At 70.4% G+C, this 14,528-nt stretch carries 13 protein-coding genes; 8 read left to right on the top strand and 5 right to left on the bottom strand.

The genetic code is table 11. The features are described from left to right. Positions 1-97: 97 nt before the first annotated feature. The 4 genes from ACLJN9_RS14710 to ACLJN9_RS14725 form a co-directional block, all read right to left on the bottom strand. A complete protein-coding gene (locus ACLJN9_RS14710; protein WP_410811858.1) occupies positions 98-1,084 on the bottom strand; it encodes an ABC transporter permease in 987 nt (328 codons plus the stop codon). 127 nt (positions 1,085-1,211) lie between these two features. Next, on the bottom strand, positions 1,212-2,219 hold the full coding sequence (locus tag ACLJN9_RS14715; protein WP_410811859.1) for an ABC transporter permease: 1,008 nt from the start codon (positions 2,217-2,219) through the stop codon (positions 1,212-1,214). Then, on the bottom strand, positions 2,216-3,226 hold the full coding sequence (locus ACLJN9_RS14720) for an ABC transporter ATP-binding protein (RefSeq protein ID WP_410811860.1): 1,011 nt from the start codon (positions 3,224-3,226) through the stop codon (positions 2,216-2,218). Before ACLJN9_RS14720 ends, ACLJN9_RS14715 begins: the two co-directional genes overlap by 4 nt. Continuing rightward, a complete protein-coding gene (locus ACLJN9_RS14725; RefSeq protein WP_410811861.1) occupies positions 3,223-4,293 on the bottom strand; it encodes an ABC transporter ATP-binding protein in 1,071 nt (356 codons plus the stop codon). Before ACLJN9_RS14725 ends, ACLJN9_RS14720 begins: the two co-directional genes overlap by 4 nt. Before the next feature lie 666 nt (positions 4,294-4,959). Between ACLJN9_RS14725 and ACLJN9_RS14730 the strand changes: the two genes are divergently transcribed. The 5 genes from ACLJN9_RS14730 (at position 4,960) to ACLJN9_RS14750 (ending at position 12,102) form a co-directional block, all read left to right on the top strand. After that, on the top strand, positions 4,960-6,396 hold the full coding sequence (locus ACLJN9_RS14730; protein ID WP_410811862.1) for a TldD/PmbA family protein: 1,437 nt from the start codon (positions 4,960-4,962) through the stop codon (positions 6,394-6,396). Between the two features lie 244 nt (positions 6,397-6,640). After that, positions 6,641-8,038: a TldD/PmbA family protein gene (locus tag ACLJN9_RS14735; RefSeq protein ID WP_410811863.1), complete on the top strand. Its 1,398-nt coding sequence runs from the start codon at positions 6,641-6,643 to the stop codon at positions 8,036-8,038. A 252-nt stretch (positions 8,039-8,290) separates the two neighbouring features. Beyond that, complete coding sequence (locus ACLJN9_RS14740) at positions 8,291-9,097, top strand: hypothetical protein (RefSeq protein ID WP_410811864.1); 807 nt, start codon at positions 8,291-8,293, stop codon at positions 9,095-9,097. Between the two features lie 12 nt (positions 9,098-9,109). Continuing rightward, positions 9,110-11,038 carry a fumarate reductase/succinate dehydrogenase flavoprotein subunit gene (locus ACLJN9_RS14745; RefSeq protein WP_410811865.1) on the top strand — a complete coding sequence of 643 codons (1,929 nt, stop codon included), beginning with the start codon at positions 9,110-9,112 and terminating at the stop codon, positions 11,036-11,038. Continuing rightward, positions 11,035-12,102, top strand: a complete 1,068-nt coding sequence (locus ACLJN9_RS14750) for a succinate dehydrogenase/fumarate reductase iron-sulfur subunit (protein ID WP_410811866.1) — start codon at positions 11,035-11,037, stop codon at positions 12,100-12,102. The genes ACLJN9_RS14745 and ACLJN9_RS14750 overlap by 4 nt, the downstream gene beginning before the upstream one ends. Before the next feature lie 90 nt (positions 12,103-12,192). Here the strand turns inward: ACLJN9_RS14750 and ACLJN9_RS14755 are convergent, their stop codons facing one another. Next, positions 12,193-12,633 (bottom strand): (deoxy)nucleoside triphosphate pyrophosphohydrolase, encoded by a 441-nt coding sequence (locus ACLJN9_RS14755; RefSeq protein ID WP_410811867.1) that lies wholly within the window; start codon positions 12,631-12,633, stop codon positions 12,193-12,195. A 183-nt stretch (positions 12,634-12,816) separates the two neighbouring features. On the opposite strand from ACLJN9_RS14755, the gene ACLJN9_RS14760 reads away from it, so the two are divergent. From ACLJN9_RS14760 to ACLJN9_RS14770, 3 genes are all read left to right on the top strand, one after another. Further along, a complete protein-coding gene (locus ACLJN9_RS14760) occupies positions 12,817-13,125 on the top strand; it encodes a 4a-hydroxytetrahydrobiopterin dehydratase (protein ID WP_410811868.1) in 309 nt (102 codons plus the stop codon). A gap of 137 nt (positions 13,126-13,262) precedes the next feature. After that, on the top strand, positions 13,263-14,018 hold the full coding sequence (locus ACLJN9_RS14765; protein ID WP_410811869.1) for a class I SAM-dependent methyltransferase: 756 nt from the start codon (positions 13,263-13,265) through the stop codon (positions 14,016-14,018). A 10-nt stretch (positions 14,019-14,028) separates the two neighbouring features. Then, positions 14,029-14,391, top strand: coding sequence for a PH domain-containing protein (locus ACLJN9_RS14770; protein ID WP_007464929.1), 363 nt, complete (start codon positions 14,029-14,031; stop codon positions 14,389-14,391). Positions 14,392-14,528: the final 137 nt, after the last annotated feature.

The raw sequence follows: 14,528 nt of genomic DNA on the forward strand, positions 1-14,528 counted from the left end.
CCGAGGATCGTAAGGAAGAAAACCTACAAGTTGTGTAACAGTTGTCGATAAGTTTCGCCGCCGGCGGGGCGATGGACACCCCGGCCGACCGCCCGGCTCAGCGCAGCCGGACCCGCGGGTCGATGGCCGCGTAGAGCAGGTCGACCAGCACGTTCGCGAACACCACGAAGACCGCCGCGATCAGCACGGTGGCCATGATGGTGGGTAGGTCGCCGGCCTTGACCGCGTCCACCGCGGTCCGCCCCAACCCCTGGATGCCGAACGTGGTCTCCGTGATCACCGTTCCGCCGAGCGCACCGCCGACGTCCAGCCCGGCGATGGTCACCACCGGGGTGATCGCCGCCCGCAGCGCGTGCCGTCCGTACACCGCGGGTTTGGCCAGGCCCTTTGCGCGTGCCGTACGGACGAAGTCCTCGGACAGCGTCTCCAGCATCTGCGCCCGCGACAGCCGCGCGTAGATGGCCGAGAAGAGGAACGCCAGCGCCACCCAGGCCAGCACGAGCCCACTGGCCCACTTCACCGGATCGTCGAAGAGAGAGGTGTAGCTCGGCACGGGTAGCAGCCGCAGGTTGTAGACGAACACCAGCATCAGCACCGCGCCCACGAAATAGAGCTGCAACGAGGCGCCCGTCAGCGAGAAGCCGATGGCGGCCCGGTCCAACCAGGTGCCCCGCCGCAGCGCGGAGACCATGCCCAGACCCACGCCGAGCAGCAGCCAGAGGATGGCTGCCGGGATCACGATGCTCAGCGTCACCGGCAGCACCCGGCCGATGGTGTCCGAGACGGCCTCGTTGGTGACGTACGACCAGCCCAGGCAGGGCGCGTCGCACCGGCCGCCCTGGGCGCTGCCCAGGTCCCGTCCGGTCACGATGCCCTTCATGTAGCCGGCGTACTGGCTGATCAGCGGGTCGTTCAGGCCCAGCTCGGTGCGGACCCGCTCCAGCCGCTCCGGGTTGCAGTTCTTCGGGCACATGCCGGTGACCGGGTCGCGCGGCAGGGCGAAGAACATCAGGAAGGTCAGCACGCTCACCGCGAAGAGGGTCAGCAGGGCGGAGAGGATCCGCTTGATCAGAAACCGCGTCATGGGAGCCACCTTTCGTTCGCGACTGCGGGGCTCCGCTTCGCTGCACTCCTCGCGCTCAATGGGAGCCACCTCTCGTTCGCGACTGCGGGGCTCCGCTTCGCTGCACTCCTCGCGCTCACACGAATCCCTACCGGGACGACTTCGGGTCGAGCGCGTCGCGCAACGCGTCGCCGAAGAGGTTGAAGGCGAACACCAGCGCGAAGATCGTGATGCCCGGGAAGAACACGTACGCCGGGTCGGTCTGGAGGAAGTCCAGGCTGCGGTAGATCATCCGGCCGAAGCTCGGCGTCTCGTCACTGAGGCCGACACCGATGAACGAGAGCGCGGCCTCGCTGGTGATGAACTGCGGCACGGCGAGCGAGAACGAGACCAGGATGGGTGCCCAGATGTTCGGCAGCAGTTGCCGGAAGATGATGTGCCCCAGGCCGGCGCCGCTGGCCCTGGCCGCCTCCACGAACTCCCGTTCGCGCAGCGCGATCACCTGCCCGCGCACCAGTCGGGCTGTGCTGGTCCAGCCGAAGATGGCGAAGACGGCGATCAGCACGCCCACCCCGAAGGCCGACGACACCTGCCCCCGGTCACCGTAGAAGCGCAGCGTCAGGGTGGGCGCGAGCGCCAGAGCGACGATGAGGAACGGCATGGCCAGGGTCAGGTCGGTGATCCAGTTGATCACCGCGTCGAGCCAGCCGCCGAGGTAACCGGCGAGGGCGCCGAGCACGACGCCGATCGTCGCGGTGATCAGGGCCGCCGCGAACGCGATGAAGAGCGAGGTCCGCAGCCCGTAGATCAACCGGATGAAGATGTCCCGGCCCAGCCCCGGTTCCAGCCCGAACCAGTGGTCCCCCGTCACGCCACCGACGTAGCCCAGCGGCATGCCGAAGTTGTCCAACAGCTTCTGGAACTGCTCGCGCGGACCCACCCCGTAGGCCATCTCGATCAGCGGTGCGGCCAGGCCCAGCAGCAGGAAGAAGACCAGCAGCACGCCGCTGACCACGGCCGTCCGGTCGCGACGCAGCCGCAGCCAGGCGAGCTGACCGGGTGAGCGGCCGACGACGCCCTTCACCTCGGGACCGGCCGCGCCGGTTTCGGACTCGATCTCGGCCAGGGCCACACCCTCCACCGGGGACAGGCTCACGACGGCACCTCCTCGAAGACCTGGGCAGTCGAGTCCGCCGACTCCGGGAAGTGACACGCGGTGGCCTGGCGGCCGCCGTCGCGCGGGACCAGCGCCGGCTCCTCGGTCGCGCAGATGTCCTGCGCCTTCCAGCACCGGGTGCGGAACCGGCAGCCCGAGGGCGGGTCGAGCGGGGTGGGCACGTCACCGCTCAGCCGGATCCGGCCGGCCGGGCCGAGCCGGGTGACGTCCGGAATCGCCGAGAGCAACGCCCGGGTGTACGGATGCTGCGGGCGCTCGTAGATGTCCGCCCGGTCGCCGATCTCGACGATCCGGCCCAGGTACATGACCGCGACCCGCTGGCAGAAGTGCCGCACCACGGCCAGGTCGTGGGCGATGAACACGAACGCCAGGCCGAGGTCCCGTTGCAGGTCACGCAGCAGGTTGACCACCTGCGCCTGGATCGACACGTCCAGCGCGGAGACCGGCTCGTCGGCGACGATGAGCTTGGGTCGCAGGGCCAGCGCGCGGGCGATGCCGATGCGCTGCCGCTGGCCGCCGGAGAACTCGTGCGGATACCGGTTGTAGTGCTCCGGGTTCAACCCGACCAGCTCCAGCAACTCCTGCACCCGGGCCCTGATCCCACCAGGCGGCTTGATCCCGTTGACCTGCAACGGCATCGCCACGATCCGGCCGACGGTGTGTCGGGGGTTCAGCGAGGCGTACGGGTCCTGGAAGATGATCTGCAGGTCCTGGCGCAGCGGGCGCAGCTCACGCCGGCTGGCGTGGGTGATGTCCCGCCCCTCGAAGGAGATGGTGCCGGCGGTCGGCTCCAGCAGCCGCACCAGCATCCGGCCGGTGGTGGTCTTGCCGCAGCCCGACTCCCCCACCAGGCCGAGCGTCTCGCCCGGGCGCACGTCGAAGTCGAGGCCGTCCACCGCCTGCACCAGGCCGGTGGCACGCAGACCCTGGCGTACCGGAAAGTGCTTGGTCAGGCCGCGGACCCGCAGCAGCGGCTCGTCCGTCATCGGGCCACCCCCACGGATGCGACGTCCTCGGCGTAGCGCGCGGCACGCTCCTCGGCCGACAGGTGACAGGCGACCAGGTGACCGTCCCCGCCGGCCGGGCCGGCATCGCCGGTTGAGCCGGCCGGGCGCAGCTCGGGCACCTCGGTCCGGGAGCGGTCGCCGTTGCGGTCGGCGTACCGGCAGCGCGGATGGAAGGCACAGCCGGGTGGCAGGTTGATCAGGCTGGGCGGGTTGCCCCGGATGGGCAACAGGTCCGCGTCCGCGTCGCCGTGCAGCGACGGCACGCTGGAGAGCAACCCCCAGGTGTACGGATGCTGCGGCGAGCGGAGCACCTGCTCGACGCTGCCCTGCTCGACGGCCCGTCCGCCGTACATCACCAGTACCTCGTCGGCGACCTGACCGACCACGCCGAGGTCGTGGGTGATCAGGATGATGGCGGAGTGGAACTCGGCCTGCAGGTCGGCGAGCAGGTCCAGGATCTGCGCCTGCACGGTGACGTCCAGCGCCGTGGTCGGCTCGTCGGCGATCAGCAGGGCCGGGTCGTTGACCAGCGACATGGCGATCATCGCCCGCTGGCGCATGCCGCCGGAGAACTCGTGCGGGTACTGGTCGAACCGGCGCGCCGGCTGCGGGATGCCGACCCGGTCCAGCATGTCCACCGCCCGCTGGCGCGCCTCGCGCCGGTTGGCCTTCGGGTGGTGCACCCGGTACGCCTCGGCGATCTGCCGGCCCACCGTGTAGTAGGGGTGCAGCGCCGACAGCGGGTCCTGGAAGATCATTGCCATGTCGCGGCCGCGCAGCCGGCGTACCTCCTCGTCGGGGAGGCCCACCAGTTGTCGGCCGCCGACGGAGATCTCGCCGGTGATGGTCGCGCGCTTGGGGTCGTGCAGGCCGAGGATGGCCAGCGAGGTGACGCTCTTGCCCGAGCCGGACTCGCCGACGATGCCGAGGGTGTGGCCCCGCTCGACGGCGAAGGAGACCCCGTCGACCGCGCGCACCACGCCGTCGGAGGTGTCGAACCGGACCCGCAGGTCGTCCACCCGCAGGTAGGCATCCGAGCTGCCCACGGCCGCCTCCCTCAGTGACGAAGAGAACTTACAGGAAAGTCCCGAGGGTGAAAATAAGCTACAACGTCGGCACCTGTCAGCGGGCCAGAGCGTAACGAGTCGGCATCGGCGGCGCACCCCCGTCACCTCCCCATCCACACCCGTTCATCCCCCGCCCCCACGCCGCACGCCCTCACACCCTGCGCCCCCGCGCACCGCGAGGCGCGCACCGCGAGGCCAGGATCGGGGTTTGAGCGCCCACCGCCGTCAAGGTCACGCTCGAACCTGGTTGTAGTGGTCTCACCGACGCGCCGACACCACTAAAACCAGGATGTTGCGGGATCTTGCGGCCCGCGGAGCGGAGCGGCGCAGCGGGGCGGGAACGGAGCGGGGCGGCGGGGGCGGGAGCCGGGTTTGAGCGCCCACCGCCGTCAAGGTCACGCTCAAACCAGGATGCAGTTGCCACGGCGCGTTCGGATACCACTACATCTACGATCGAGCGCGATCTTGATGACTCAACCTTCGCGATCACAACGTGCCGGCAGACGCTCGGACACGCACTACGTGGAGCGGTCGACGACAGAGGCCGGCGAGGTCCTGGAACTGACCGAGCCCGTGCGGGCCACCATTCGGCCGGAGGATCTCGTCCCCTGACGAACCTCGGTGGGCTGGCCTAGGGTCGAGCGCATGACCGAGTTCGACGCAGCAGCCGCCGCCGTGCAGGCCGCCCTCGACGCCGGCGCGCGGTACGCCGACGCCCGGGTGATGCACCGCCGCTACGAGTCGATGACCGCGCGCAACGGTGACGTGGAGGAGCTGACCCAGGACGAGAGCATCGGGCTCGGTGTCCGGGCGCTCGTCGGATCGAGTTGGGGCTTCCACGCCGTACCCGATCTGTCTGATGCCGCCGCCCGCGACGCCGGCCGGCGCGCGGCGCGGACGGCCCGGGCGAGCGCGCGGGTGCCCGGCCCGCCGGTCGACCTGGTGCCGGCCGAGGCGGTGACCGCGAGCTGGGCCTCGGGTTGTCAGATCGATCCGCTCGGGGTGCCACTGTCGACGAAGGGTGACCTGCTGGTCGACGCGACCCGCACGATGGCCGAGCACGGTGCCGACCTGGCCGAGGGGCTCTACCAGATCTGGGACACCGCGAAGTGGTTCGTCTCCAGCGAGGGCCACCGGATCGACCAGCGGATCCGCGAGTGCGGCGGCGGCATCTCGGCCACCTCGATCGGCGACGGCGAGACGCAGCGCCGCTCCTGGCCCAGCTACCGGGGGCAGTACGGCACCACCGGCTGGGAGTTGGTCGAGTCGCTCGACCTGGCCGCGCACGCCGCGCAGATCGCCGAGGAGTCCCGGGCGCTGCTCACCGCGCCGCCCTGTCCGGCCGGCGAGACAGATCTGATCCTCGGCGGCGAACAGCTGGCGCTGCAGATCCACGAGTCGGTCGGGCACGCCATCGAGCTGGACCGGATCCTCGGGTGGGAGGCCGCGTTCGCCGGCACGTCCTGGCTGGACCTCGCTCAGCTCGGCTCGCTGCGCTACGGCTCGGAGCTCATGAACATCACGATCGACCCGACCATCCCGGGTGCGCTGGGCAGCTTCGGCTTCGACGACGAGGGCACGCCCGCGGTCAAGCGGGACGCGGTCCGCGACGGGCGGTGGGTGGGTGTGCTCGCCGGCCGGGACTCGGCCGCCGTCGCCAGCCTCGACTACGGCGGCAGCGTACGGGCCGACGGCTGGGCCCGGCTGCCGATGGTCCGGATGACGAACGTCGGCCTGGAACCCGGCCCGCACACCCTGGAGGAGATCATCGCGGCCACCGACGACGGGGTGCTGATGGACCTCAACCGGTCCTGGTCGATCGACGACAAGCGCCTCAACTTCCAGTTCGGCTGCGAGGTCGGCTGGGAGATCAAGAAGGGCCGGCGGGGGCGGATGCTGCGCAATCCCACCTACACGGGGATCGGCCCACTCTTCTGGCGCTCGATGGACATGCTCTCCGGTGAGACGGTGTCCTGGGGTACGCCCAACTGCGGTAAGGGCCAGCCGGGCCAGACCGGGCACACCGGCCATCCGGCCGCGCCGGCCCGCTTCCGCAACGTCCGGGTGGGGGTATCAGCGTGAGCGCGAGGAGTGAGCCGGGTTCGCGAGCCCCGCAGTCGCGAACGAAAGAAGGATCAGCGTGAGCGCGAGGAGTGAGCCGGGTTCGCGAGCCCCGCAGTCGCGAACGAAAGAAGGATCAGCGTGAGCGCGAGGAGTGAGCCGGGTTCGCGAGCCCCGCAGTCGCGAACGAAAGGAGGATCAGCGTGAGCGCGAGGAGTGAGCCGGGTTCGCGAGCCCCGCAGTCGCGAACGAAGGGAGAGTCAGCGTGAGCGAGGTGGAGTTGGCTGGGCAGGTCATCGAGCTGGTCGGGCGGCTTGGCGGCCCGGCCGCGCAGGCCGAGGCGGTGGTGACCCGCGCCGACCTGGCGCTGACCCGGTTCGCCAACTCGGCCATCCACCAGAACGTCGCCGAGTCGACCGTCGGGGTGCGGCTCCGGCTGCACGTCGACGGGCGGACCGCCAGCGGCAGCGGCAGCGTCGTCACCGCCGACGGGCTGCGCGCGCTGGTCGAGCGCACCCTGGGCGCGGCGCGACTCTGCCCGCCCGACCCGGGCTGGCCGGGGCTGGCGCCGCCCGCGCCCATACCGGTCGCCCCGCCCGTCGACGAGGCCACCGCGCACGCCGACCCGGATCAGCGGGCCGATCGGGTCCGGGCGTTCGTGGCCGCCGCCGGTGACCTCAGCACGGCCGGCTACTGCCGCACCGCGCACCGCTCGTCGGCGTACGCCAACTCCGCCGGACACACGGCGTACGGCCGCTTCGCGGAGGCGGCGATGGACGGCATCGCCCGCCGCGACGGCGCGGACGGGGTGGCCCGCCGCTGCGCCGACCGGCTGGCCGACCTCGACGGCGCCGAGTTGGGAGCGCACGCCGCCGCGAAGGCGCAGGCGGCGGCCGATCCGGTCGAGTTGCCGCCGGGGCACTACGAGGTGGTGTTCGAGCCGGCCGCGGTGGCCGATCTGTTGCAGAACCTCTCCTGGTACGGCTTCAACGGCAAGCGGTACGCCGAGCGGCAGTCGTTCGCCGAGCCAGGCGCGGCCCAGTTCGACCGGGCGGTGACCCTGGTGGACGATCCGCTGGGCGCGTCGGGGCTGCCGTTCGACGCCGAGGGCACCGGCCGGCGGGCGCTGACCCTCGTCGAGGCGGGCACCACGAGGGCGGTGGCGCACGACCGGCGGACCGCCGCCGAGGCGGGCACCGAGTCCACCGGGCACGCGATCGCGGGCGGCGCCACCTGGGGCCCGATGGCCCGCAACCTGCGCCTGGCCGGCGCGGCGGCCGGGCCGGCCAGCGCGGTGGGCCGCAGCACCACCGGCGCGGCGGCCGGTGCCGTGGTCGACGCGGACACCGCGGCGCTGGTCGCCGGGGTGCGTCGAGGGCTGCTGGTCACCGACCTCTGGTACACGCGGGTGCTCGACCCGAAGAGCCTGGTCGTCACCGGGCTGACCCGCAACGGGGTCTGGTTGATCGAGGACGGCACGGTCGTCCGGGCGGTTCGGGACCTGCGGTTCACCGAGTCGTACCCGCGGGCGCTGGGGCCGGGGGCGGTGCTCGCGCTGGGCGCACGGCCGGTGCGACAACCGGACCGGGTGGACGGCGCCTGGTGGGCGGCGCCACCGGTGCGGCTGGCGTCCTGGCATTTCACCGGGGGCGCCTCCGGCTGAGCGCGGTGACGTTAGCCAACGACACGTCATCGATCGGCGTACCGGGGCTTTTCCGCAGGCCGGACACACGGGACACTCCCTTGCGCGGACGGCTCGCAGAGATCGGCGTAACGTGTGTCACTTAGCTGCGCCGGTCGATCCGGCGTGGTCGTTGGTGTGCGCATGACGTGGCAGCGGGTGCGGGTTCGCCGGTCCGCGTGCCGACCGGAGATATCAGCCCGCCCGTACGGGCCCGTCGAGGAGACGACTCGAATGACTTCAACGGCAACGAGGCCGCGGGGAGCGCGGGCGCGCGCCGCCATCGCGGCGAAGACGTTGCGTACCGACCGCTGGTGGCTCGCCCCGCTGATCACCGTGATCGGGCTCGGCGCCTGGGTGGCGTACGCGACGGTCCGGGTGTTCATGCACAAGTGGTACTGGGTGGACGAGTTCCACTACCTGACCCCGTTCTACTCGCCCTGCGTGACCGAGCGGTGTGTCGAGGGTTCCTCGCACTTCGGCTCGTTCCTGCCCAGCTGGTGGATCATCCCGGACGCCGCGCTGACCCTGCCGTTCCTGCTGCTGTTCCGGCTCACCTGCTACTACTACCGCAAGGCCTACTACCGGTCGTTCTGGCTGTCCCCGCCGGCCTGCGCGGTGCCGGACGGCCACGCCGGCTACAGCGGTGAGACCCGCTTCCCCTTGCTCGGTCAGAACCTGCACCGCTACTTCTTCTACGCCGCCGCGATCATCTCGCTGATCAACACCTATGACGCGATCCTCGCCTTCCACTCCCCGAAGGGCTTCGGCTTCGGACTCGGCAACATCATCCTGCTGGTCAACGTGGTGATGCTGTGGGCGTACACAATCTCCTGCCACTCCTGCCGGCACATCGTCGGCGGCCGGCTCAAGCACTTCTCCAAGCACCCGGTGCGATACAAGGCCTGGACCTACGTCTCGGCGTTGAACGTCCGGCACATGCAGCTCGCCTGGATCACCCTGGGCACCCTGGCGCTGGCGGACTTCTACGTGATGGCGCTGTCTGCCGGCTGGTTCAACGACCTGCGGTTCATCAACTAAAGGGCCCCTGACATGACCACTACCACTCGCATCGAGCGACACCACTACGACGTCGTCGTCATCGGGGCCGGCGGCGCCGGCCTCCGCGCGGCGATCGAGGCCCGGCTGGCCGGCAAGAAGACCGCGATCATCTCCAAGTCGCTCTTCGGCAAGGCACACACGGTGATGGCCGAGGGCGGCGCGGCCGCCGCCATGGGCAACGTGAACAGCCGGGACAACTGGCAGGTGCACTTCCGCGACACCATGCGCGGCGGCAAGTTCCTCAACAACTTCCGGATGGCCGAGCTGCACGCGAAGGAGTCGCCGCAGCGGATCTGGGAGTTGGAGACGTACGGCGCGCTCTTCGACCGCACCCCCGACGGCAAGATCTCGCAGCGCAACTTCGGCGGCCACGAGTACCCCCGACTGGCGCACGTGGGCGACCGGACCGGCCTGGAGTTGATCCGCACCCTCCAGCAGAAGATCGTCTCGCTCCAGCAGGAGGACAAGCGCGAGTTCGGCTCGTACGACGCCCGGATCAAGGTGTTCTCCGAAACCACCATCACGGAGCTGCTGCTCGACGGTGACCGGGTGGCCGGCGCGTTCGGTTACTACCGGGAATCCGGAGAGTTCCTCCTCTTCGAGGCGCCGGCGGTGGTGCTGGCCACCGGCGGCGTCGGTCGCTCCTACAAGGTCACCTCGAACTCGTGGGAGTACACCGGGGACGGTCACGCGCTGGCACTGCGCGCCGGGGCAACCCTGATCAACATGGAGTTCCTCCAGTTCCACCCGACCGGCATGGTCTGGCCGCCCTCGGTGAAGGGCATCCTGGTCACCGAATCGGTACGCGGCGACGGCGGCGTGCTGAAGAACTCCGACGGCAAGCGGTTCATGTTCGACTACGTCCCCGACGTCTTCCGCAAGCAGTACGCGGAGACCGAGGAGGAGGCGGACCGCTGGTACACCGACCCGGACAACAACCGCCGCCCACCGGAGCTGCTGCCCCGCGACGAGGTGGCCCGCGCGATCAACAGCGAGGTCAAGGCCGGTCGCGGGTCCCCCGCCGGCGGCGTCTTCCTGGACATCGCCAGCCGGCGCTCGTCCGACGAGATCCGCCGGCGGCTGCCGTCGATGTACCACCAGTTCAAGGAGCTGGCCGACGTCGACATCACCGCCGAGCCGATGGAGGTCGGGCCGACCTGTCACTACGTGATGGGCGGCGTCGAGGTGGACCCGGACTCTGGTGCCGCCTTCGGCCACGTACGCGGGCTGTTCGCCGCCGGTGAGGTCTCCGGCGGCATGCACGGCTCCAACCGGCTGGGCGGCAACTCGTTGAGCGACCTGCTGGTCTTCGGCAAGCGGGCGGGCGGGCACGCGGCCAGCTACGCCGACGGGCTGGCCGCCCGGCCGAAGGTGGCCGTGGACGCGGTCGAGGCCGCGGTGGAGACGGCTCTGGCCCCGCTGCAGCGCGACACCGGCGAGAACCCGTACACCCTGCAGCAGGACCTCCAGGCGGTGATGGGGGATCTGGTCGGAATCATCCGCCGTCACGGCGAGCTTGAGGACGCGTTGGGGCGACTGGCCGAGCTGCGCGAGCGGGTGGCCAAGGTGAGTGCGGCCGGCGGCCGGCGCTACAACCCGGGCTGGCACCTGGCCCTCGACCTGCGCAACATGCTGGTGGTCTCGGAGTGCACCGCGAAGGCGGCGCTGGAGCGGCAGGAGTCGCGCGGCGGGCACACGCGGGAGGACTACCCGACGATGGAGCCGAAGTGGCGGCAGGTGAACCTGGTCTGCGCGCTGGACGGCGACACCGTGCGGTTGACCCACAAGCCGCTGCCGAAGATGCGGCCGGAGCTGATCGGCCTCTTCGACCGGGCGGAGCTGGCGAAATACCTCACCGACGAGGAGATCGCCGACTTCGACGCCCTCGTTCCCGACGCTGGAGAGGCGGACAACCGATGAGCGCGAAGCGTCAGTTCCGGATCTGGCGGGGCGACGAGACCGGCGGGGACCTCCAGGACTACATGGTCGAGGTCAACGAGGGTGAGGTCGTCCTCGACGTCATCCACCGCCTGCAGGCCACCGACGCCCCCGACCTGGCCTGCCGGTGGAACTGCAAGGCCGGTAAGTGCGGCTCCTGCTCCATGGAGATCAACGGCAAGCCGCGGTTGGGCTGCATGACCCGGATGTCGACGTTCGAGGAGGACGAGACCGTCACGGTCACCCCGCTGCGCACCTTCCCGGTGATCCGGGACCTGGTCACCGACGTCTCGTTCAACTACGAGAAGGCCCTGGAGACGCCCGCGTTCGCTCCGCCGGCGGACGTGGCCCCCGGCGACTACCGGATGCAGCAGGTGGACGTCGAGCGCTCGCAGGAGTTCCGCAAGTGCATCGAGTGCTTCCTGTGCCAGACCGTCTGCCACGTGATCCGTGACCACGACGAGAACAAGCAGGCGTTCTCCGGGCCGCGGTACTTCATCCGGGCCGCCGAGCTGGACATGCACCCGCTGGACGCCCGGACCGACCGCAAGGAGTACGCGCAGACCGAACAGGGCCTCGGTTTCTGCAACATCACCAAGTGCTGCACCGAGGTCTGCCCCGAGCACATCAAGATCACTGACAACGGGATCATCCCCATGAAGGAGCGGGTCGTCGACCGCAGGTACGATCCCCTTGTGTGGCTTGGTAGCAAGATCTTCCGTCGGGGCGAGACGCCCCAGACCAGCGTGACCACCGCCCGTTCGGGCTCGGCGACGCCGCCGAGCACGACCCGTGGCGGGGTGCACTCGCACGCGGGTGGTTCCCACGACCCGCGGGCCGAGGCGCAGGCGCAGAGCGGCGTCAACTGGCAACGGGAGGTGCCCCACCCGACCGCGCCGGCGGTCGACGACCGGGGCAGGCTTCCGCTGACCGAGCTCACCTTCGACCGGGCCGCGGCGCCGTCGCCGTTCGGCGACGACGTGAGCTTCCCGCTGCCTCCGGAGCACCTCAACTTCGCCCACCCGGACCAGGACAACAAGCACTGACCTGCACCATCGAATGAGGGGGCGACCGGCTGAGCCGGTCGCCCCCTTCCGTCTACCCCTCCCCGGCCGTTGACCAGCGGGGGGTCGGTCTCAGTTGCCGCCGAGGAGGGGGCGCAGCGCGGCGACGATGGGGGCGTCGGCGGGGAGCCAGGTGACCGAGTCCAGCTCTCCGGCCGTGAGCCAACGCAGCTCCGAGTGCTCCAGCGCCTGCGGCTCGTCGTCGTGCAGGAGGCGCGCGGCGTACACCTTGAGCACTGAGCGGCCGTGGGCCATCCGCACGTTGCGGCCGACCCGGTCGCCGACCTGCACGCGTACGGCCAACTCCTCGACGCACTCGCGGGCCAGCGCTTCGGTCTCGGCCTCTCCCGGCTCGACCTTGCCACCGGGAAACTCCCACATCCCCGCCACCTCCGGCGGCGCGGAACGCGCACAGGCCAGCACCCGCCCGTCTCGGATGATCGCCGCGCCGACGATCACCTTCAGAGCCCGTCGTTCGGCCTGCCCACCATCATTAGCCCGTTCGGTCCGCACGGGCGTCCAGGGTGCCAGATCCATCGGCGGTTCGGGTACCGAAACCGGCCTCTAAGCCAACAGAACCCGGAAGTGTGGGCGTGGACACCCTTAGGGTACGGCGACAGACTAGAGGGCACCGACAAGACACGGGATGGCGACGATTTGGCCACAAGCCGGCAACGGCGCTTGGGGGGTGCGGTGATGCGCGTGCTGTTCAGCAGCCGGGCCAAGCACGACTACCTTTCCGACGCGTTGACCTTGCTATCTGGTTGGACGCGGGAAGGCGAGCAGATCCGGCGGACTCTCGCGATAGACGATACCCAACACGCCGCGCTGACCGAACGTGTCAAGGTGGTCGCCGACGCGCTGCACCTGCGCCCGGACATCAGTCGCCACGCGGACAGCACCCAGATCCGGGTCGGGCACGGCAACGGCGAGCCCCTGACCGAGGGCGACGTCCTGCTTGCCGCCCGCATCGAGGACGTCTACCGGACGGTCACCGAATCCTGAGCATCCGTGGCCGAGTCCTACGGGTATCAGGGCAACGCCGCCGAGTTACCGTCCCGGTCCCGCCGGCAGATCGAGGTCGCCGAGCCGCGAGCACCGACACCGCCCATTTCTCCGCGCCGCGAGGGATGCGAACGCCGATGAGACACGGCGAGTTCCGTCACCACCGGCTCGTTCAGGTCTACGAGGCCGAGTGCCCGTGGGGGCCGGATGACGACTTCTTCCTGGCCGTCGTCAACGAGACCGTAGCCGCGCGAGTCCTGGACCTCGGCTGCGGCACCGGCCGGCTGACCGTCGCCCTCGACGCCGCCGGCCACACCGTCACCGGCGTCGACCCCGCCCGCGCGTCGCTGGCTGTCGCCCGTGCCAAGCCGGGTGGCGAGCAGGTCACCTGGATCGAGGGCACCTCGGCACTGCTGCCGGAACGGGCCTTCGACGTGGCGGTGCTGACCAGCCACGTGGCCCAGTACTTCGTCGACGACGCGGCGTGGGCGCGTACCCTCGTCGACCTGCGACGGGCGCTGGCGCCCGGCGGCCGGCTGGCCTTCGACGCCCGCGACCCGGCGGGCCGCCGTTGGGAGCGGTGGAACCCGGCCGACTCACGGCGGCGGATCACGCTGCCGGACGGCGGCGAGGTCCGCGCGTGGACCGAGGTCACCGGGGTACGTGACGGCGTGGTCAGCTTCACCCACCACTACGGCTTCGCCGACGGTGAGAAGCTGTCCAGCTCGGCGACCCTGCGCTTTCGCACCGAGGCGCAGCTGCGCGACTCGTTGGGCGCGGCGGGCTTCACCGTGGACACCATCCACGGCGGCTGGCACCGTGAGCCGGTGGGTCAGGGCGACGGCGAGTTCGTGGTCTCCGCCCGCGCCGGTCGGTTGGCGCCGGTTGCCTAGCCTGGTCGGCATGGCGAACATCGCGTACGACCGCAAGGAGCAGGTCCAGCAGATCGAGAGTGGACTTCTCGACGGTGAGCAGATCATCGCCGTCTACGACGCCGTCGGCACCGGCACCGGGTTCATCGGGCTGACCGACCGACGCGTGATCATCCAGGACCGCTCGTTCGTGGGCAAGCGGCATGCGATCACCAGCATCCCGTACTCGAAGATCACCAGCGTGAGTGTGGTCAGCAACAAGTCCTGGGGTGGCACGTTCTTCTCCACCGGCGCGATCGCCATCCACGTCGGCACGCACACCTACGAGGTCGAGTTCCGTGGTGCGCAGAAGAGCCACCACGTGCACAACGTGATCCTGCACCACATCTCCTGATCGATCGGACCCGTCGCGGGGCCGGCCGGGATAAATGCCTTGCCGGGCCCCGGCGTCCTCTGGTGTCCTCAGCTGTCAGCCTCGCGAAGGGAGCAGCCGCCATGCCCGACCCAACGAAGTCCCTCCGACCGAACGTC

The sequence above is a fragment of the Micromonospora sp. 067-2 genome (assembly GCF_046549295.1).
Lineage (GTDB): Bacteria > Actinomycetota > Actinomycetes > Mycobacteriales > Micromonosporaceae > Micromonospora.